This window comes from Bacillus sp. FJAT-22090, from assembly GCF_001278755.1.
In the GTDB taxonomy this organism is placed as follows: domain Bacteria; phylum Bacillota; class Bacilli; order Bacillales_A; family Planococcaceae; genus Psychrobacillus.
Genome location: NZ_CP012601.1, coordinates 1,463,199 through 1,483,260, shown reverse-complemented (window position 1 = coordinate 1,483,260; position 20,062 = coordinate 1,463,199). Strand labels below are relative to the sequence as shown.

Annotated in this window: 18 protein-coding genes; 11 read left to right on the top strand and 7 right to left on the bottom strand. The window is 35.1% G+C overall.

The window, feature by feature from the left end; genetic code table 11:
- Positions 1-9 precede the first annotated feature (9 nt).
- Positions 10-663: a helix-turn-helix domain-containing protein gene (locus AM499_RS07835; RefSeq protein WP_053589677.1), complete on the bottom strand. Its 654-nt coding sequence runs from the start codon at positions 661-663 to the stop codon at positions 10-12.
- 132 nt (positions 664-795) lie between these two features.
- Between AM499_RS07835 and AM499_RS07830 the strand changes: the two genes are divergently transcribed.
- The 8 genes from AM499_RS07830 (at position 796) to AM499_RS07795 (ending at position 8,661) form a co-directional block, all read left to right on the top strand.
- Complete coding sequence (locus tag AM499_RS07830; RefSeq protein WP_156316773.1) at positions 796-1,077, top strand: helix-turn-helix domain-containing protein; 282 nt, start codon at positions 796-798, stop codon at positions 1,075-1,077.
- A complete protein-coding gene (locus AM499_RS07825; protein ID WP_053589676.1) occupies positions 1,043-1,312 on the top strand; it encodes a hypothetical protein in 270 nt (89 codons plus the stop codon). Before AM499_RS07830 ends, AM499_RS07825 begins: the two co-directional genes overlap by 35 nt.
- 344 nt (positions 1,313-1,656) lie before the next feature.
- Complete coding sequence (locus AM499_RS07820) at positions 1,657-2,337, top strand: Rha family transcriptional regulator (protein ID WP_053589675.1); 681 nt, start codon at positions 1,657-1,659, stop codon at positions 2,335-2,337.
- A gap of 199 nt (positions 2,338-2,536) precedes the next feature.
- The gene (locus AM499_RS07815; protein WP_053589674.1) at positions 2,537-3,409 is read left to right on the top strand and encodes a bifunctional DNA primase/polymerase; all 873 of its coding nucleotides are present in this window, start codon (positions 2,537-2,539) and stop codon (positions 3,407-3,409) included.
- On the top strand, positions 3,387-4,706 hold the full coding sequence (locus tag AM499_RS07810; RefSeq protein WP_053589673.1) for a DNA primase family protein: 1,320 nt from the start codon (positions 3,387-3,389) through the stop codon (positions 4,704-4,706). The genes AM499_RS07815 and AM499_RS07810 overlap by 23 nt, the downstream gene beginning before the upstream one ends.
- A gap of 400 nt (positions 4,707-5,106) precedes the next feature.
- Positions 5,107-5,604 carry a helix-turn-helix domain-containing protein gene (locus tag AM499_RS07805; RefSeq protein WP_231687544.1) on the top strand — a complete coding sequence of 166 codons (498 nt, stop codon included), beginning with the start codon at positions 5,107-5,109 and terminating at the stop codon, positions 5,602-5,604.
- A gap of 334 nt (positions 5,605-5,938) precedes the next feature.
- Positions 5,939-7,651 (top strand): hypothetical protein, encoded by a 1,713-nt coding sequence (locus AM499_RS07800; protein ID WP_053589672.1) that lies wholly within the window; start codon positions 5,939-5,941, stop codon positions 7,649-7,651.
- Between the two features lie 425 nt (positions 7,652-8,076).
- Entirely contained in the window at positions 8,077-8,661 is a 585-nt protein-coding gene (locus AM499_RS07795; RefSeq protein ID WP_053589671.1) for a recombinase family protein, read from the top strand.
- 408 nt (positions 8,662-9,069) lie between these two features.
- Here the strand turns inward: AM499_RS07795 and AM499_RS07790 are convergent, their stop codons facing one another.
- From AM499_RS07790 to AM499_RS07780, 3 genes are read right to left on the bottom strand one after another with little or no spacing between them, the layout of a single operon-like run.
- Entirely contained in the window at positions 9,070-12,120 is a 3,051-nt protein-coding gene (locus tag AM499_RS07790; protein ID WP_053589670.1) for a type I restriction endonuclease subunit R, read from the bottom strand.
- A gap of 27 nt (positions 12,121-12,147) precedes the next feature.
- Positions 12,148-13,338 carry a restriction endonuclease subunit S gene (locus AM499_RS21310; protein WP_082355202.1) on the bottom strand — a complete coding sequence of 397 codons (1,191 nt, stop codon included), beginning with the start codon at positions 13,336-13,338 and terminating at the stop codon, positions 12,148-12,150.
- The gene (locus AM499_RS07780; protein ID WP_053589669.1) at positions 13,331-14,944 is read right to left on the bottom strand and encodes a type I restriction-modification system subunit M; all 1,614 of its coding nucleotides are present in this window, start codon (positions 14,942-14,944) and stop codon (positions 13,331-13,333) included. The genes AM499_RS21310 and AM499_RS07780 overlap by 8 nt, the downstream gene beginning before the upstream one ends.
- Before the next feature lie 309 nt (positions 14,945-15,253).
- Here AM499_RS07780 and AM499_RS07775 point away from each other — a divergent pair, with 309 nt between their 5' ends.
- The 3 genes from AM499_RS07775 to AM499_RS07770 all read left to right on the top strand — a co-directional run bounded on the left by AM499_RS07775 (position 15,254) and on the right by AM499_RS07770 (position 16,442).
- Positions 15,254-15,628, top strand: coding sequence for a YolD-like family protein (locus AM499_RS07775; protein ID WP_053589668.1), 375 nt, complete (start codon positions 15,254-15,256; stop codon positions 15,626-15,628).
- Between the two features lie 16 nt (positions 15,629-15,644).
- Positions 15,645-15,821 (top strand): hypothetical protein, encoded by a 177-nt coding sequence (locus AM499_RS21645; RefSeq protein ID WP_156316772.1) that lies wholly within the window; start codon positions 15,645-15,647, stop codon positions 15,819-15,821.
- Positions 15,822-15,929: 108 nt separating this feature from the next.
- Positions 15,930-16,442 (top strand): ankyrin repeat domain-containing protein, encoded by a 513-nt coding sequence (locus tag AM499_RS07770; protein WP_053589667.1) that lies wholly within the window; start codon positions 15,930-15,932, stop codon positions 16,440-16,442.
- 206 nt (positions 16,443-16,648) lie between these two features.
- Here AM499_RS07770 and AM499_RS07765 read toward each other — a convergent pair whose 3' ends face one another.
- The 3 genes from AM499_RS07765 to AM499_RS07755 all read right to left on the bottom strand — a co-directional run bounded on the left by AM499_RS07765 (position 16,649) and on the right by AM499_RS07755 (position 20,055).
- A complete protein-coding gene (locus AM499_RS07765; protein ID WP_053589666.1) occupies positions 16,649-18,334 on the bottom strand; it encodes a hypothetical protein in 1,686 nt (561 codons plus the stop codon).
- Between the two features lie 467 nt (positions 18,335-18,801).
- Complete coding sequence (locus tag AM499_RS07760) at positions 18,802-19,446, bottom strand: HNH endonuclease (protein WP_053589665.1); 645 nt, start codon at positions 19,444-19,446, stop codon at positions 18,802-18,804.
- 66 nt (positions 19,447-19,512) lie between these two features.
- On the bottom strand, positions 19,513-20,055 hold the full coding sequence (locus tag AM499_RS07755; RefSeq protein WP_053589664.1) for a hypothetical protein: 543 nt from the start codon (positions 20,053-20,055) through the stop codon (positions 19,513-19,515).
- Between the last annotated feature and the right edge of the window lie 7 nt (positions 20,056-20,062).

The following is a 20,062-nucleotide window of genomic DNA, read 5'->3' as shown; positions in this document are numbered from 1 at the left end:
TAAATTTTATTATTTGAAAATAGTATTAGCTATTTCAACAAGTTTTAATTTATCCTCATCAGATAGTGTTTTGTCATCAACCGTTATCTCTATATTTTTTGAAAAAAGATATTCCTTTAAAGAGATTGTTGGCTTAACGTTATTTAATATTTTTTTTGTAGTTTGAGTTGATGGTTCTTTTAAAAGTACTTCAAGTAATTTTCTAACATTCGGTTTTGGATTTATAATTTTTTCATATGCTTTTTCATATGATTTTACTCCATAAAAGAAATTTTTAATTTCCTTTATTTTTTCGTACGTATAATAATCAGGTCTTTCTTTAATTTCTCCGATTAAAGCATACTCAATAAAGGAATCAGCTGAATCCCAGTTATGAATAAAAGGTGGAATGTAATATCTATATTTATCAATGACATCTTTTGATATAAAGCCTGATAATTCCACCATCTCTGTAGAAGAAATGCAAAGTAAATATGCAAAAGGTAGCTGTAACTCTTCGGCTAATTTAACCAAAAACTCTAAAGAAGGACTATCATTCTTGCCTGTTTCAATTTGTGATAGGTATGGGTGAGAGATACCTGTTCTTCTAGAAAGCTCTCTTAAAGATATACCTTTTTTCTTCCTTGCCTTTCCTATAACTTCTCCTAACTTTAAATACTTCATACTAATTCCTCGTTTCAGTTGTATTTCTCTAGTTTATATAAAAAATGGTTGGTGGTCAAATAATAATTAATTTTATTGGTTGACATCAACCAATTTAATGATATGATCAATTATGAAAGGAGGTGGTACAAATTGATACTATTCAGATTAAAAAATGCTTCTAACACAAAATTGTTAATCGCTAAAAAGGGATTAACATTAAGAGCTGTATCTCAGAAAATAGGAGTTTCTCATTCATATTTATCTCAAGTTATAAATGAGAAAAAATATCCATCTGCTACAATTGCTAGAAAATTATCTGATGGACTTAGTACAGGCATTGAAGATATTTTTTTGATCAAAGTGGTTGATGAACATACAAGGAAGGAGAAGGAGGGAAATGATTCCAGCACACGTATCGGTAAATATCGATGAATCAGCTATAAGGGATTACATTCAGAGACAGTTAGATCAGCAAATACAAGAGTCATTGTTGTTAATTGATTTGAAGAAAATGTCAGAAATTACTTCAATGAGCCCTAGGTATTTGGAGGAACAGATATTAAGAGATCCACGTATGAAAATAATTGAACGACGAAAGGACCGTAAAAGATGGTGGATATACAAAGAAGCAATTAGCGTTATTCTAGTAATCCTTGATGAATGGTAATACAAAAAAACGTTTGGCATGGCGTATGCAAAAGGGAATTGTTTTAATCAAAGTGGTTTTGAATAATGTAAGAGGGTTTAGCCTAGTATCAATGGATACAAATAGCTAAAACCAAGCTAGTACTTATTTGCATTTACTTTACAAAAAGTATTTGCCAAGCCTACCGTGCGATGTGCGGACAAGATAAAGACTGGGTAGGGGGTGGTATGAATGGTTTTAGGAATGTTTAAAGAGAGAAGTACCTGGAAGTTTAGAGCTCTGGATGGTAATTGATGCAATGAAACGGCATTAGATTGCTCTTGTAGGTTTATTGCTTTCAATTTTATAAATGAGGGGGAAATAAGATGAAACAATTAGAAGTAATTAATGAACAACTCGTAATAGACAGCCGTGACGTAGCTGAGATGATTCAACGTGAACATAACGGTTTAATGAAAACTATTCGTGGTTATATAAAATATTTAACTCAGGGCGATCTCGCCCTCAGTGATTTTTTCATAGAGAGCAAATATAAAGATAAAACAGGACGGGCAGTATCTTGTTTCTTAATCACACGTAAAGGGTGCCACTTGGTAGCTAACAAAATGACTGGGGAAAAAGGTCTCCTATTTACGGCAGCATACGTTACGAGATTCGACGAGATGGAAAGAGGAAAGCTTCAATCTAAGCTGCTTTTAGAGAATGAACAACTAAAAGAATCTATAAACTTATCCCACAAAACATCAAAGGAAGTCGAATTTCTGAAAGAAGAAATGCAAGATCTGAAAAATAAAGTTCAAAGTCAAATAACTTTAGATCACAGTGAGCAACGTAGATTGCAGTCTGCAATAAGCTCTAGAGTTCTTTCTAGAGTTCTCAAATATAAATTAAAGCCTGTTCAAAGACGAGCCCTTTATACTGAGCTGCACAGAGAAATTAAAGATCGTTTCGGTGTTAGCTCTTACAAAGACGTGAAGCGAAAAGAATTGAAAGCAGCTATTCAATATGTAAAATATTGGTTTCCTAGAGAGGTAAGGCGAAAATAGTTAAGAAAATCATGACATCAAAGGATAGAGCGTATAAAAGCAAACTATTCATACACATATACACTTTAGCGAACGAACAGCCTTATACAATTCGATAGAACCAAGCTAACGCTTAATCGCAACTACTTTAATAATAGTATTTGCCAAGCCTACCGTGCTATGTGCGGACAAGATAAAGACTGGGTAGGGGGTGCTATGAATGGTTTTAGAAGAAAACAAAATGATGAAAAGTGCATTTATTTATGCAACAAAGTTAGAGTGGAAAGTACTCCCCTTACACTGGGTAGAAAACGGGCAATGTAGCTGCAAGGGGAAAAAAGTGAATTGTAAACCAGGTAAACATCCTTTGACAAAGAATGGTGTTAAAGACGCAACTTTTGACACCTCGATTATTAAAAAATGGTGGACTAAGTGGCCTAAAGCAAATATAGGGATAGCTTGTGGAGAAGCAAGTGGAATAATTGTACTTGATGTAGATTTGAAAAAAAACGTAGATGGACATGATACCGTTCGTGAACTTGAGAAGAGTTTTGAAGTTCTCCCTCATACACCGGTACAGTTATCGGGATCTGGTGGAATCCACTATTTTTTCAAGTGTAATAGCAACATTAAAAACGGGGTTGAATTTTTACCCGGACTAGATTTAAGAAGTGATGGTGGATATATAATTGGAGCACCTAGCTCGCATATAAGTGGAAAAGAATATACATGGGAATTAGAACATCATGTGTTAGAAACTTCTATACAGGAAGCCCCATATTGGCTCGTACAAACAATTATTAATAATACTGGTCACAAGTATGACAAGAAACCTGCAAGCCATTACGTCAACCTTTTACAAGGTGTAGGAGAAGGTATGAGAAACCATTCCACTGCGTCATTAATAGGTTACTTACTTCGAAAGAACGTAGATGCTGATATCACATATGAATTAATAAAAATATGGAATGAAACAAGATGTAACCCTTCGCAAAGTATGGAGGAACTGAACAAAACATTTGTCTCCATATTGAAGAAGGATATTGAACGTAAGAAGGGAAGTGATAAATATGAGGGAGTCGGATCTAGATAGATTTATTCTTGAACATAAGAAAACAACTAATGAAAGACATTATTTTGGTGGGAACAACGGTAAAACTTTTAGTTCCAAACTTCTTGCAGAACACATCATGGAAGATAACCATTTCATTTACGATGGAAACTTTCTGTATCGCTACGAATTAGGGGTTTACAGAATAATAAATGACTATGTAATTAGGAAAAAGTGTGCTGAACTACTGGAAGACCGATTTAAAAAATCATATGGGGACGAAGTTGTTCATTATATACAGGTGACAACCTTTCGTAAAACAGAAAATGCTAACGCTAGAACTGATTTAATTAATGTAAGTAACGGATTACTTGAATGGAGGAAACGTAAGTTACACCCGCACACTCCTGAATATTTCACAACCATTCAAATACCGATTTACTTTAAACCTGAAGCTATTGCACCAAATATTGATACTTTTTTTAGAAGTGTGGTTCCAGAAGATACAATGTCAATAGTTTATGAATGGTTTGGATATTGTATGTTACCAATAACAAAATATGAAAAAGCAGTGATGTTAACGGGTGAGGGGAGTAATGGGAAATCTAAGTTTATCGAGCTGTTTCATAGATTTTTAGGAACAGATAATATTAGCAACATTTCATTACAAGATCTTGAGCATAACCGATTTAAATTGGCTCAACTTCATGGGAAGTTAGCAAATACTTATGCAGATATTCCATCTAAAGCGCTGGTTAAGTCGAGCGTATTCAAAACAGTTGTATCAGGTGACCGTACTAGCGCTGAATTTAAAGGAAAAGATAGTTTTAATTTTCAAAACTTTGCACGTCTTTTGTTTTCTGCCAATGAACTGCCTAGATCCTCAGATTTAACTGATGGATTTTTCAGGAGGTGGATAATAATTCCTTTTAATAACAAGTTCGGGCCAGGAGGAATTAAAGCAGATCCCAATATTATGGACAAGTTAACAAATGACGAGGAATTGAGTGGATTGTTAAATCGTGCATTGGATGGTCTTGAATGGTTAGAAAAACAGGGTCACTTTACTTTAAACGAGTCTACAGATAAAATGCTAGAGGAATATAAATTAGACATTGATAATGTAGCGACTTTTGTAGATGAGAATTGTAAAATATCTCCTAACAGGATAATAGAACGACAACTGTTATATAGGTATTATTCTAATTGGTGCTTTAATAGCGGTTACAAGGCAATAGGACTAAAAAAATTTTACAACCGGATAGAAACTGGGTTTCCCGTATCGGTCACAAAACCACATGGTAAACAACGTTGTTATGTGGGAATCGCACTCAATTGAAAACATTATAATTAAACAACCTTTAACCGAAAACTGAACCACTTAAGAAAAACTGAAATGCTTGCTTAAGCATTGATATCTCTACGTCGAGTTACAATAATAATTATAATTGAACCACCTATATAAACAGTATTCCATCATACTCTCTCTTAGTTTTAAAAGCATTTGAACCAATTGAACCACTTGTTGTAAACTCATTAGGATGAAAAATGTAAAAATATATAATATAAGCATTTGAAAAAGCATGGGGTTTATGGTTCAAGTGAAAAACCTAGTCCGTCTCTATCTATCATTAGCATTTTAGTCTATTTTAAATAAATTGACCGGTTAAAGAGTAATAGTTATAAGCAGGTTAAATATTAAATTATACTTAGTTGGTAGGAATGGGGGGTCAGTCGAAATGCAATTAGAGAAACACAGAGATCTGCAATCGCTAGAGAGAAAAAAAATCGGTCGAAAACCCTTTTATACAAATTGGTTGACTGAAGTTGGATTAGCACAAGTGAAGGGATGGGCTGAAGATGGATTAATTAACAAACAAATTGCACATAAAATGGGGATTAATGTTGCGACATTGTATGAATGGCAAGATCGATTTCCCGAGTTTGCCGATGCCCTTAAGAAGGGTAAGAAGGTAATCGATGAACAGGTAGAGAATTCGTTATTAAAGCGTGCAATTGGATACCGATATGAAGAGGAAACATGGGGGAAGGGCAATGATGGAGAAATGGCAATAGTAAAACGTGTAATGAAGTCGCAAGCGCCTGACGTAACCGCCCAAATATTTTGGTTAAAGAATCGTCAACCCGAGAGATGGAGAGAACGAGTGGAACTCAAAAACGAGCACAAGGGTATCATTAAAGTGGAAATGGGAGATCTGGTGAAGTGGAGTAATTAATACTATTCTAAATTATGGAGATAGATAGAATAACACCGCCCAAGAGTACTGGACGGTGTTTATTTAATATACCGTTGTAATGAAAAAAAACATTAAAGATAAAAAGTAAGCAAAGCATTTCTATTAATATATGATATTCAAAAATTTTTTCTACGTGAAACCCAAGTTAACATTATGGTTATAGAAGGAGATTAGATGGGAAAAGGGAGAAATTACATATATGAAATTAGATAATATATTGTTAATATTTGAGAGGACCTGTATTCTATGGGAAAAAATAAGGGGTAAATATGAAAAGAATATATTTTCTGGAAAATTTCTAAGGAGAGAAAAAATGAAGACACAATTTTATAAAATAATTACAATAACATTAATTTTCCTGTTTTGTGCTGATTCTGCAATGGCTGCACCATCTATTTGTAGCAACCAAGAATTTGTTGGATCTTCGGGTTTATTATCGCCTAATGGAGACACTGCATATATCAACGAATACTCTAAAGGTCAATACTTTACAACGATATATGATGTAAGTAGTGGAGAAAAGACAGGGCAGTATTCACTAATCCTATCGGAAGACTATAATCGTTCTGTGAACTTCACTAAGGACTATGATTTTATCGTATCCAGTATGGATAAAGGAACTTCCATTTACAAAAGGGAAACGGGTGAATTAGTCACTTCATTTAAAGAAAACTACGGGAAAGAATCGTATTCCATTCAGCCGAATGGTACATTGTTTTCCATCGGAAATTATAGGAATAAAGAGGACGATAATACTTACATAGCTGTATATGATGGAAGCAATTATGAAAGTAAATACACAATCCCTGTTAAAGGTTTGGATCCATCACCAATTGCTGATTTTAGCCCAACAGACGATTTCATTGCTGTGAGTAGCTATAACGAAAAGACTGTAAGCTTTTATAAGGCATCAACAGGTGAAAAAGATTCTCAAAGCTTAAGTTTTCAAGCGAAAAACGGAATAGATGAGCTTCGATTTTCACCAGATGGTCAAAGCTTATATGTACGCTTAGGAAATGAAATTTATAAAGCAATGAAGGAAAAAGATCGATGGGAATGGAATAAAGTGTCTTTATTACTTAACACGCAATGGGCTGCATATATTCAGAATATCGTTCCAAGCAAGGACGGCAAATACCTATATGTGAGTTCTGGAGGGGATATTCAAGTTAATCAAACGTCTAATGGGAAGCAGCTCGTGAATATTAAGGCTTCATCTAATGCTAAATTGAGCAGTGACCAAAAGTGGCTTATCTATTATTCATCCAATATATCAAAATTAAAAGTTTGCAATATGGACGAAATGCTTAAGCAGGAGATCCCGAGACAACAACTAATTGCAGCAAAACATGAACAGCTTGTTAGTACTGCTGAAAACTATTCAACGGCTTTAAAATGGCAAATTTCCTTTGAATATACAAAGGATGTAAACTATCCAGATATGAATTTATTTAACCTTACGAAAAATAGTATAAGAGAAGCAGGACAAACTATTAATGGGGTCCTGCGTGGTCCTGAAGAAAATAGGCTAATAGATCGAGTAGATTTAATGGATTGGGAATTTCAACGAGCGATCGCTTATATTGATGCAATCACATCTGGAAAAAAAATTGCTGAAAAAACGAAGAAATTCGATCAGTTATACAAAAAAGAGCCTATTTCAACTATGACCGAGGTTGCTTATCATGATCTATCAAGGGAAATCCGCAAGCAGGCGAGACTTTTATACCGTGTCTATGGACAATCAACACGACAAGCCATCCTTGATAAATATAAAAAACCTGGCGAAAATTCTTTAAAATCCGCTCAGCTCGTAATCACCGCCAAAATGGCAAATGACAAGCTCGAAAAACTTATTCAAAACAAAGCTTCACAGGAGGAAATTGAACAACAGGCAGGTAAAGCTGCTGCCTGGATTGAAGGTTTAGGTAATACTTCAATAAAGAAGGATTTGAATCAACAATTTAACGAAATACTTCAGCAAGGCAAATGGGAATACCTAAATGGGAAATTAGTTAGAAAATAACCATATTATTACATAATCTATAATTATTTTAAAAGGGATATACATTCTAAAATGGTGAGAATATAAGAATCCAATCACATCCACTCACGAAATCTACACTACACTTAAAATGTTGCAAAGGATGTATAGAAACTGTTTATAGTCAAATAGATTTGTAATTTTAAAGGAATATGTACTTGAAACGACTAATTAAAAGCTATTACTTCAATTAAAGGTGACATTCGTTAAATAAGAAGGTATAGAAAAGGACCCCAAAGGGTCCTTTTTTACTTAATAACAAGTCCTGCTGTCTAAAAGTGTTAACTTATATACAACAGAAAAACTGGTGAATTAAACATTAAATTTAGGAGTTCTAACGGTATATAAGTTTGTCTATAATATTAGATATAGAAGTTAACCTATTTTATAGACGGAGGTATTGCGAGATGAGAATTGGATACGCGAGAGTATCGACGGTAGGCCAAGAGTTAGAAGCGCAAGAGGTAGCGTTACGTGAGGCAGGGTGCGAGCGTCTATTCGTAGAGAAGGTAACAGGAACATCGACCGCGCCACGTACACAACTGGCGGCTATGCTCGACCAGGTAAGGGAAGGCGATACGGTAGTAGTGACTAAGATAGACCGCCTTGCACGTAGCATCATCGACCTTAACAAAATAGTAACGGAATTAACCGACAAGGGCGTGAGTGTCCAGTTCATACGCGATAATATAACTTTCGAAGCGGGCAAGGGTGCAAGTAGTATCAATATGTTATTGTTCAATATGCTAGGATCATTCGCACAGTTTGAGCGTGACATAATAGTGGAACGTACCACGGAAGGACGCGAGAGAGCGAAGGCAGCAGGCAAACATATGGGACGCAAGGGACAACCTGAAAAGAAAGTACAACAAGCATTAAATTTGATGGCTACACGAGAATCAAACGGTATGAGTGTTGCTGACATTGTTAAGCTTACAGGAGTACCGAAGCCAACGATCTATTTGAAGTTGAAAGAACAAACGAAGAATTAATCTTGTTTTAACTACCTATGCCAACATTTAGTTGGCTTTTTTGTTTCACATAAGGCCGATGAGATGAATCCTCATGACGTTACTAAATCACAAGTAGTACTTGGAAACGTAGGGAATTATGGAATTTGAACCGATTACTTAACCTTAATGTAGATTTGGAACATAAAGCGCATCTTTCTTCTTCAACTAACGAAGCAGCGCGACAAGTTTTATTTTAAACACTATAAAAAAACAAGGGATTTCTTTGGAAATCCTAACTTTATAACCTCTGCATTAGATTTTAAACAAATTTGATTTAAAAGTTAGAACAGAAAAACCACCTATTGAAAATGTTAGTTCATCAAAATAGGTGGTTTTCTTGTCTTGTAAAATACAAATTGAACTCTCTTTTTAAAGCAATCTTTTGATCTACCTGTTTTGCAATGGCATAATATCTTGAATCATCATGTCATCAAAGGCTTGTCTGACTGATTTCCAGTACGTTAATCGTTTTTTAGGATTTTCGGTATGATTTTTATATCCCTCATAATCACTTGTTCGCTTCAATTCAGCTTCACCATTTTGTTTTTGGAGGTTTGGATTATAGTTAGCGACCATGAATGCTAATTCAGCTTTCTGAACCCACCATGTTTTCGCAAAAGCATCAACCATCGTGTTAATCGCTTGCTGTATCATTTGTTCTAATAGAGACGATACATGTTGATCCCGATAAGCTTCCGGATTCTCTTGGATATTCGTCCATAGTTCTTCCATTAATCCTGCGAGTGTCGGATTTCCTTTTTTCAACCTTGCTAAATACTGATTAATTTCTTCCGCAGTCTTTTCGGCGGGTGGTTGTTTCGCTTTTTCATCGTGCGTATTCGGTAAAAAGGCTTGGATTAGAAGTAAAATGTATTCGTAATTGATTTCTTCTGTTTTTACAGATTCCAACTCATACTCAATATTAACGTCCACATCATCTTGATCTTCTTTTTCCTTCCGAAGTTTCTCTAATACATTGACGTATTTGCCATGATATTCTTCAATCTGGTTCAGTTGGATTGGATAGTCTGTACCAAGCTTCGCATCGCTATACTCGGTATATACCTGAATATTCGCAAAGGCTTTATCTAAAGCTTGATAGGCTTTCGCAAATTTCTTTAATTGTGCTGGTTCTAAGCTCTCTACGTCTATTCCCTCAGGTGTTGGGGCTATTTCACGTAATTCCTCAATCGCTGTTAGGAACGCCACGTGTGCTTCCTCCCACGTTGGAGCCACCACTTCATTTTCGCCACCATTTGAATAAAGGACAAGTGCTTGCTTCACTTTTTCTTCAAAAATCGTTGGTGTTTGGAATGTTACGATTTGACCGTATTTTTTCGACTTATCGAACAGACGGTTTGTACGTGAAAAGGCTTGTATTAAATCATGTGGCTTCATTGCAAGACGGTCAATGAATAATGTCGATAGACAAGGTGCATCAAAACCTGTTAATAAACGATCCACAACAATGATAATATCCAATTGTTCCGATCTAGGTAAGAACTTCTCTTTTTTACGGGCTAATCGATCATTGACGTTGCGGTTGTATGAACGCATCGTTTCCAATGTATAGCTTGTACCGAAGGCTTCGTTGTAATCAAGAAGGGCTTCTTTCATCCTCTCTTGATTTTCGATAGAGGATTCTTCATTCTCGGAAATCGAGTAAGTAATTGCAACTTTCGGGAAGTCAGGTAAAGTACGCTTCGTTTTTTCACTAATCTGCACGGTTGTTTTGCCTGCTTTCACTCGTTTAAACAAGTCATAATATCGTTGTGCTTGAGTAATTGAAGAAGTCGTTAGAATCGCATTATACGTCTTACCGACACCATTTTGGAAACCGAGTTTGTTGCGGGATTTATTAACGATTGATTGAATGACCTCTAGCATATGGCGTTCATGTTTATAGACCCGCTTCGGTAAACGTGCTTCTTTGTCAGCAAGTGTAAGGCCGTCTAATTCTATTTCACTGTCTAATTGAATCAATGCTTCGTTAAGTTCTTCTTCGGAAAAGGTACTCTTGTATTCAATTTGGAATCCTAGCACCGCTTTATCGTAAATTGCTTCTTTGACCGTATATTCATGTAATCGTCGTCCGTATTGTCCCTCTGTTGTGCGAGGGAGGTCGCCTACAGCCTGTTTCGCATTTTCTGCAAAAATAGGCGTACCAGTGAAGCCGTACCACAACGAGCGGACAAAGAATTCTTTAATTTCTTGCTGTTTTTGAGGTGAAACCGCTCGGTGACACTCATCTACTACGAACGCTATTTTCAATTGACGAAGCGCACTGGATTTCTTTGTATCGTCTTTTCCAGCAAAACGCTTCATAACATGATTAAGCTTTTGAATAGTTGTCACAACTACATTCCGATCTTGGGACAGTAACTTTTTGATTAAGTCGCTAACATTATCTGTTTCATCTACCTCAATTACATCATGCTCCGCATACGATTCGAATGAGCTGCTTGTTTGTTGGTCTAAATCGACACGATCCACAATAAAGATCGTTTTTTGTAAGGACGGAATTTGAAGTAAATTACGTGCTACTTTGTACGATGTTAATGTTTTCCCTGAACCTGTTGTATGCCACACATAGCCCGATTCTTGTTGTCTTGAAGCCTCTTTCACCGCTTCAATCGCATGGATTTGATACGGACGAAGTAAAATCAACGCTTTTTTCGCACTATCAATGACTGTATATTGCGTCACCATTTTGTGTGCCTGCGGAATCGAGAGAACATCTTTAGCAAAATCCAAGTAATTATTGACCGGTTGGTTTTCATGATCTACCCATTTACTTAAAAACTGTTCGTTCAACTTCTCATCACGAGCCGTCGCAATATAACGGGTATCTGTACCATTCGATACGACAAACATTTGTACAGTCGAGAAGATACCTGTAAATTTATCTTCTTTTAGATACTTTTTAATTTGACGAAAGCTTTCCATGTAGGAGTGCTTTCTGTTTTTTAGCTCAATATGAATCATCGGTAACCCATTAATTAATAACGTTACATCAAAGCGCCGTTCTTGATCTTCAATTGTTCGTTTATTACTTTGATATTGATTAATCACTTCATAAGAGGACATACCGCCCGCTACATCGGCACGATTTAATACTCTCAAACGAATTGTGCCAAGTGCCGCATCTTCTCGCTGTACTTGAACTTTAGCGATGCCGTTCTCGCCGGCCAACCATTTAGCCGCTTCGTAAAAATTCACGAAATGAAGCTGTTCTTTAATTTGAAGGAATTCTTGTTCTGTCAAAGGGATCTCGTTCAGTACATCTTTATTATTGTTTTCCAGCTTGTTTTTAAAGTTTTGCCACATCTCATCTTCCGTATGTAAATCCCCACGATACGTCCATTGGGATTCACCACGTATTAATTGTTGAATTAAGTTATCTTCTAGTTCCGATTCAGATACAAAAGAATGAACCATACACTCACCTCATTTCTTTTTAAAATTTTAAATGAACATGCGCTGTAATAACGCTTTTTTCAGTTGTTGGTAATCTTCAAGCTTTTTCTGATGTAGGGCAATGGTATTGTCTATTTTCTCCAAAAACACTGCTATTTTCATTTGCTCTTCAATTGTTGTAGGAACCATAATTTGTATCTCTTTCATTATATTGTTCATTAATTTTGGATTCCCTACCTTAGAAACATATTTATATGCCACAGAGTTTAATATCTCTGATACCGCTTTATTTGAGAATCCTTTATCAGAAATTAAAACGCCATTAACATTGGTACTATAAAATTTTCCTTTTCTATAATTTACAGTTCCTGCGTTAGCTCCATCAGTTGTCCATGTAATAGCATTCTCAAATAGAAATTTTGAATAATATCCCAAAAGACCATTATTTTTTGTTTGTGATGAGTAAACAGGATAATAACATTTATCAGTTTTAGTTTGAGAAATTTTATCGGTTGATAAAACTTGTCCACGCGTTACTGTAAACATTTCCTCAACCTTAACTTCTTCCCAATCCACACTAAACCCATTAAAACGAACTTTCGGCACACGTTCGCCTTTTTGTGGGAACATTTTTTGCAACATCATTTTTTTGAAGGACTTTTTCTGTTCTAACATACACTGATGAAGAGCGATAATGTCATCTAATTGCTTAAAGAGTTCTCCAATTTTGTTTTGTTCTTTTAGTGAAGAAAGAAAAATTGGAGCAGCATTAGCGGGTTTCAAAGTAAAATGCTTTAACGTCACTCCAGTTGAAGCTCCCTCAATATATTTTGTCATAGCGGGAGAGCCAAAGAACGCTTTAAGATACATGCCACTAAGTTTACTTGATTTAGATGTTTTGGCGTATAATATACTCCCACCCTGAACATAAACTGGTTCATTATCAATTTTATGATAAGTGATGCCTACTTTACCTCCACTTGTAAATAGCACGTCATCTTTTTCAGGAGCACCTGTCTTATCTTTATAAGATTGGTATGTCTCGTCAGAAATAAAAAGTTCTCCTAAAGTTCCATCATTCACCAAATCACTTGAACGTAAATATGGTACTCCCTTTGATACCCATAAGGTATTTGAAATCCTGGCACTATCTTTAATTTCAACAACTTCGCCTAACTTCAGTCGCTCCCAATCATCCATAAATCCTTCAAATCTAACTTTAGGAAAAATCTTATTCATCCTTCCCACCACCTACCCCAAATGCACGTATAAAGTGTTGAAGTTCTTTGTTAGCTTCTTCATTCGTACCTTTCAAATCATTCAACATCGCGAATAGATTTTGTTCAGCTTGTTGAAGTTCTTGTTGTGTTTGCTGCATTTCACCTGATAGCTCAACAAGTGAAATTTCTTCTTCTTCCTCAAATGTGTCTACATAGCGAGGGATATTTAAGTTGTAATCATTTTCAACAATTTCCTCGAAAGAAGCGACATGTGCGTATTTTTCAATATTGTCACGTCGAATATACGTTTCAAGCATTTTGTCGATATGTTCATCTTTTAAGACGTTTTGATTTTTACCTTTTTCAACTTCGTTTGATGCGTCGATAAATAACACATCTTTTGTTGAACGATTTTTCTTTAGGATGATAACCGTCGTTGGGATAGATGTATTAAAGAAAATGTTCGATGGTAGCCCAATCACCGTATCAATTGCTCCGTTGTCTAATAAGATTTTACGAATCTTACCTTCTGTATTCCCTCTAAATAAAACACCATGTGGCAATACAATCGCCATCACACCGCTGTCTTTCAAGTGATAGAAGCCATGTAGTAAGAAAGCAAAGTCTGCTTTCGATTTCGGCGCTAATACACCGTACATTGAAAAGCGTGGATCATCTAAGAAGCCTTTTTCCGCAGTCCAATTAGCTGAATACGGTGGATTCATTAATACACCATCAAAGTTCGTTGGTTCATCAGTAGGCCAGTCTTGGTCTAGTGTATCTGCATTGTTCAAATGTTGGTTGGCAGTATCTACACCATGCAAAATCATGTTCATACGAGCCAAGTTATATGTAGACGTATTTAGCTCTTGTCCGAAGTATGAAATCGTCCCAGATTGATTCGAGTATTTCTTCACGTTTAATAGAAGTGAACCCGACCCCATTGTTGGATCATACACCGAGAAGCCTTTTTGATTTTCTTTGCCATGTAAGACGATTCTTGTCATCAATGTTGAAATAGCTTGTGGCGTATAGAATTCGCCAGCTTTTTTACCAGAATCCGATGCAAATTGACCGATTAAATATTCATAAGCATCTCCTAATACATCGCCATCATGTCCAGCAAGCTCTAATACAGACAGTTCTTTCATAACTTCCGCAATTGTTTGATTTTGCTTTTGTGGTGTAGAACCTAGCTTTTTCGAATAGAGATCAACATCTTCGAATAAGTTTTCAAACGTTTCACTCGATTGCTCGATATTTCGGAAACCTTGTGCTAAATCTTCTAATTGGAATAACCCTTTATGTATCGCTTGTACAAGTGCAGTGAATGTTAATTTGGGTTCTAATGTGTAAGAGAAGTCATATTGTAATTCACCAAGTAAATCGTCTTTTACATCTTCATCTTGGTACGCTTCTGCGTAGACTTTTTGTGCGACTTCTAGGTCGGTTGTTGGTTCTTCAAGTAATGATGCAGCATGAATAAGCATCTTATCTGATAAGTATTTATAGAAAACTAATCCTAATAGGTAACTTTTGTATTCATTTGCGTCCATTTTAGAACGTAAAATATCAGCTGAGTTCCATAAAGCTTGATATAAGGTTTTTGAGTTATTATCTGACATGTTCTAATCTCCTAAATTCTATTTTTATAAGTAACGCTTATTTCTATTTTACTATAAAGAAAACGAAAGAGTTATAACTTTGAGATAAAGTTGCAAAAAAATATCTTGAGAGTAGGACTTTTTAATTTGCTACTAACTACATATTGTAAAATAGAACTAGTGTTCTTATAATAAAAAAAAGGGTGAAGTGAGTGTGTGTATAAGTATTGTGGAAGCAATGGAAAATTAATCAATAAGCTGAAGAGAATTTTTAATTGAAAATGTACTCGCATTTGTTCTTCAAGCGAAGTATGAAAGGAACGTTATCTGATGGATTATTTCGATAAAATGATGGATCATCAATTGGACTTATCAAAAGTACGTGATCGTGGGAATAAAAAGTGGGTAGCGATGATGCTTCCAGAACATCTGAAGTTGATTAGAAGTTATAGTGAAGAACAAACGAAAGTACCACGTCCAATATTGAATGAGTGGGATTTAGAAGCGATTGAAGAAACAATAAACATAGCAAATAAAAGAAAATGTGATGTAACAATAAAGATGTGGAGAGATGGAGAATTTATTCTTCGTGGTGGTATAATTCAGAATGTTGATCTAAAGAATAGAACAATTGAAGTTGATGATCCTTTTGGACTTCACAATTATAACCTGGACTTAATTGTAGATGTGACTGTATTAGAATAGTAATGAGGTGTTATAAATGGAAAATAAGCAAAAAGAAGAAGTTAACCAATTAATAGAAGCATTGATTCAGAAGTTGCCGCGAGAAAAAGTAATGGATATATTAAGTCAACTACTACATATGCCAAATGAAAACTTTGATGAGCTGGCAGAATATTGCCGTATGTTAGATGAAAGAGAAACCACTAACCGTTAATTCGGAAGGTGGTTTTTAAAGTTATGTTTTTTTGGCAATAGCAGTTTTTCTTATTGAACTAACCAAGCAGGTTAGTTTAATAAAAAAAAGTAAATTGGAGGGCAGATAATGAAAAAAAGAATAAGAATGAAAATAGCAAAGAAGTATAGAGGAGAATTGGTGTGGGCTATTTATTATGGTCAACTGGAAAAAGTAAAGCGGTTAATCAGTTATGGAATAGACGTGAATGAATCGGATGAAGATGGACGTACAGCAATTCACTGGGCGACGCAGGAAGGGGAGCTAGATATCATTCAACTACTTCTCTCAGTAGGTGTCCGTATTAATGTAAAGGACGAAAATGGGCATTCACCTCTATATCAAGCAGCTGCCGACGGGAATATACAAGTTGTTAAATATCTATTAGAGAACGGTGCTGATATTGAAATAAAATCGAATGACGATACTACGCCTTTGATAATTGCAAGTTGTTACGACCACCTAGAAACGGTGAAGTTGCTCATAGAAAGAAGTGCGGATATTAATGCAAAAGATGACGAAGGAAATACTGCACTCTCATATGCAAAGGAATATGGTAATGAAGAAGTCGCTATTTTTCTACAAGAGCAAGGGGCGAAATAGTCTCATTGTCTCAATCGTTCTTCAACTAACGGGTGCTTTAGTTAAACAAGAACATCATTTTGACGGAATATTTTTTATCACAAACATCAAGTAGAACAATGGCCGAACAATTAACATTTTTTTGAACCGGAGTCCGACCAAAAAGAGAAGAATTCCCTATGAAAAAAACGAGAAGTACGAACCTGGGGGTAAGTACTTCTCGATTCTTACTTGGGGTATATCCAGTTCAATACACCTTGAATAGGCTGTTTTAAATGTTTTGATTGAATAACATATTCTAGATCAAAATCTTCCACTGTTTGAACAAGAATAAAAGAAGGGAATTGCATATTAGTATTTGGATTTAACCTGTCAAATCCATAAGCGATAATATCAAAGCCATCTTCTTCAAAATGCTCAAAAGTAAAAATAGATTTTGCAAACTGTTTAAAGTCAACATCATCGTATTCTGCAGGCTTAAAAGGTGTCGAAAATTTTGGTAAACGCGGCATAATAATATTCTTTGTCGAATACACTACCACCTTATGGTCACGTTGAGGAACAATCAAATTTTCAAACTGCTCTTTTTCATTAATAAACCTTTCAACTACGTACAAAGGGGTCTTTATGCGTTGTGGCGTAATTACCTTAACATTTTCAGGGAATTTTATTGTGACCCTTATATCTTCATCATGAAGAGGGCCTATATTTTTTAAAATCAATGGAAGTGGGTAGCAAGACTGCAAATATTCGTTATACTCTAACATAATTTTGTATAATAATAAATTATAGTATGCGTTATCAATTGCGGTATATTTTTCAATTTCCTCTTTCGTTCCTTGTGGGGTATTATTTGGTTTACCAAACAAATGTATATCTAAGCCCCTTTTCTTTAAATCTCCGAAATGAAAATCTTCTTCACGTAAAGTGATTTGAAGAAGCTCTTGGCTTAATTGCTTTAGTTCTTCTTTTTCCTGCGCTCCTATTTCTACAGGTATAAATTCATAGAGATTGAGCTTACTTATGGCTTGAAAAACTGAATTGCTCATTTCTATATCTTCATCAATGGTTTCTCGATTGGCAGTTCTATCCTTTTGAATTTTCTGCATAGGAAGATGAATTGACTGAGCTATTCGAATTTCTTGTAGAGCTTCAGTATTTAATTCATCAAGGATTGGTAAAATATCTAACTTAATACCGTTCATTTCAGTATTTTCTTGCACTTTACCTCTTTCGTAAAATGCCAAAGAAAGATTAGACGATCCTTTATTAGTCTCTGTAATACCGTATTCACCGCTATTAATAAAACTATCAATCAATTGTATAAATAGAGATTTCGGCATATTTCTACTCTTCGTAGCGTTAATGAAAAGCTTGCTGATAATAATATCACAAAGCATTTTCACATTTTCGGTACTTGTATGCTTATGATTTCGCTCTAAATATTGTTGCATGTTAAAATAACTGCTGTTAATTAAGTCATCTAAATGGAACCCTCTCTTATCAACTGTTACATACTGTAGTTCTTCCTTAATCTCTTCTAATTTAGGAAAGTCTGCAATCTTTATTCGTTTTCCGTGTAAAGCTGAAATAAATTTATCGGCATTGTTGTCAGTGGTACCGATTAAACAAAGTGTATATTGTATCGGTAGCCCAAATAACCCATAATTACTTTTCGCATCTTTGACCAATTTTACAATCCAATCAATTACCATACTTCTTTCGAAATTGTTTATGCTAGATTTGACTTGAACAGCTTTTATTGAATCTTTCCGAATCCACTCAATATCTACTTTATCGTCTTCTGTATAAGGTTCTATTTGAACACTATCCCAATCATCATCAGAAACGCTATCTAGTAATGTTGCTAATACCTGATAATAATAACCTCTAATACCTGCATTCCCACTCATTTAGAACTACATCCCCTTTGTTTTCAGCTTACATCGATTATTCATATAGTAATTGTATAGTAAATAACACTTATATAAAATTAGTATTGACTATCCTATTTACCAACCATATTATCTTTCTTCATATATACTTTAAATATATCATTCTTCAACTAGTGAGGTTTCAATGAACAAAATTAAATTACTTTATTATTCCTGCAAAGTTCTATAATGTGGTATGTCTTTTCCTAGAATTTATTAAACTAAAGCAGCAGGTAATAAAAGTTTTTACTCAGATTTAGATGATAGGTTTTTGTTTAAGGGTAGGAATATAAAATATGTAAAATCCTTGTTGCACTACGGTTGCTTTAGATGAATAAGAAATTAAGATAAACGTAGGGAAAAAGCTCAGTTCACATTGGACTGGGCTATTTTATTACGTACAAAAAGCACCGCTAAGTGCGGTGCGATAAGTTATATATTTTTCTTTAATGATATTGCTTTATAATCGGTTTTACTTTTCCTATTTTTTCAAGGAATTCATCAAATGTCAATTTTCCTTTTTTCGAATTACATGATCTACAAGCGGGGACAATGTTTTCTATCTTGTCTGACCCACCTTTTGAAATAGGAATCATATGATCTCTTGTACGTTGTTTTATTCCTGGTGTTTTGGTCATTCTTACTCCACAATAAAAGCATATGTTGTCATGTTTTTTTAGAAGTTCTGTCCACTCGTTGAAATGATGTTCAACGATAAGGTTTCTTTCTCTCTTCATCTTGCCTTTACGTATATTATTCTTTAATTTCTCGCTTGTCAGATAGAGGTTTCTCCGTCTTGCTTTCATGTGAGCAGGATCATCTTCTAGTCGATTACCAGGACCTTTGTAATTCCAATGTTTTTCGTTAGATTGGTCTTTTCCTTTGCATTGTTGGGAACAATATTTAGCATCTTTTCTCCATTTGTTGTTATGGACCTTAAACTCGGTCTGACATACGATACACTTTTTAATCACAAGATTGGTTATGGCTTTACCTTGACACTTATTTGAACAATACCGTCTTTTTTCGGCACGACTTGGTCTTGTTTTATACTCTTTTCCGCAATAAACACATTTCTTGATAACCGGCATCCTAAACCTCCTTCAGTTTTAAAAGAGCTCTACATGGTGTAATGGTCACGATGTTATTTTTTCTATTTAAATAGCTTCCCCGACTTCACGTAGAATCTGTAAGAGCAGCGGAGATAACTGAATTAATACATATCCTAAGCCTGCATTCATGATAGTTTGCCAGGCCTTTTCGGAGTTACCTATCATGAAAAAGAAACAGCCGCCAATCATAATGACGCTTGCTATTGGAAAGCTAATTGCTACCATTATTTGAACTAATGGATCTAGTACGTTTGCTAACATTTCAAGTGAAGTATCTGCGATAAATCCTGTAGGAATTATTTCAGGTGTGGAGGTTAAGTTAACAGGTAGAGTTGATGCTGGTGATAGTACATTGACTGGTTCACTGATTGGTGTAGTTAATGGTGCGTTTACGGGGATAGTTGTTGTAGTGTAAGTTTCGGGAGTGTTTAGAGAGTATATTGAAAGTCCGATGGCTGCCGTTGTTGGTAATAATGAAGCACCTATAATCGTTTTATTTGTTGCATAAGCATCGTCTTTCACACGATAGCTAAAATCTGTATATTCACTTTCAGGTACAACATTTATTTTGTGTTTCTTTTTAAACACTCTTTTC

What these genes read in the sequence shown, in the direction of transcription:
- AM499_RS07835 (WP_053589677.1), bottom strand. Translation starts at nt 663, where the DNA reads ATGAAGTATTTAAAGTTAGGAGAAGTTATAGGAAAGGCAAGGAAGAAA.
- AM499_RS07825 (WP_053589676.1), top strand. Translation starts at nt 1,043, where the DNA reads ATGATTCCAGCACACGTATCGGTAAATATCGATGAATCAGCTATAAGG.
- AM499_RS07820 (WP_053589675.1), top strand. Translation starts at nt 1,657, where the DNA reads ATGAAACAATTAGAAGTAATTAATGAACAACTCGTAATAGACAGCCGT.
- AM499_RS07815 (WP_053589674.1), top strand. Translation starts at nt 2,537, where the DNA reads ATGGTTTTAGAAGAAAACAAAATGATGAAAAGTGCATTTATTTATGCA.
- AM499_RS07810 (WP_053589673.1), top strand. Translation starts at nt 3,387, where the DNA reads ATGAGGGAGTCGGATCTAGATAGATTTATTCTTGAACATAAGAAAACA.
- AM499_RS07805 (WP_231687544.1), top strand. Translation starts at nt 5,107, where the DNA reads ATGCAATTAGAGAAACACAGAGATCTGCAATCGCTAGAGAGAAAAAAA.
- AM499_RS07800 (WP_053589672.1), top strand. Translation starts at nt 5,939, where the DNA reads ATGAAGACACAATTTTATAAAATAATTACAATAACATTAATTTTCCTG.
- AM499_RS07795 (WP_053589671.1), top strand. Translation starts at nt 8,077, where the DNA reads ATGAGAATTGGATACGCGAGAGTATCGACGGTAGGCCAAGAGTTAGAA.
- AM499_RS07790 (WP_053589670.1), bottom strand. Translation starts at nt 12,120, where the DNA reads ATGGTTCATTCTTTTGTATCTGAATCGGAACTAGAAGATAACTTAATT.
- AM499_RS21310 (WP_082355202.1), bottom strand. Translation starts at nt 13,338, where the DNA reads ATGAATAAGATTTTTCCTAAAGTTAGATTTGAAGGATTTATGGATGAT.
- AM499_RS07780 (WP_053589669.1), bottom strand. Translation starts at nt 14,944, where the DNA reads ATGTCAGATAATAACTCAAAAACCTTATATCAAGCTTTATGGAACTCA.
- AM499_RS07775 (WP_053589668.1), top strand. Translation starts at nt 15,254, where the DNA reads ATGGATTATTTCGATAAAATGATGGATCATCAATTGGACTTATCAAAA.
- AM499_RS21645 (WP_156316772.1), top strand. Translation starts at nt 15,645, where the DNA reads ATGGAAAATAAGCAAAAAGAAGAAGTTAACCAATTAATAGAAGCATTG.
- AM499_RS07770 (WP_053589667.1), top strand. Translation starts at nt 15,930, where the DNA reads ATGAAAAAAAGAATAAGAATGAAAATAGCAAAGAAGTATAGAGGAGAA.
- AM499_RS07765 (WP_053589666.1), bottom strand. Translation starts at nt 18,334, where the DNA reads ATGAGTGGGAATGCAGGTATTAGAGGTTATTATTATCAGGTATTAGCA.
- AM499_RS07760 (WP_053589665.1), bottom strand. Translation starts at nt 19,446, where the DNA reads ATGCCGGTTATCAAGAAATGTGTTTATTGCGGAAAAGAGTATAAAACA.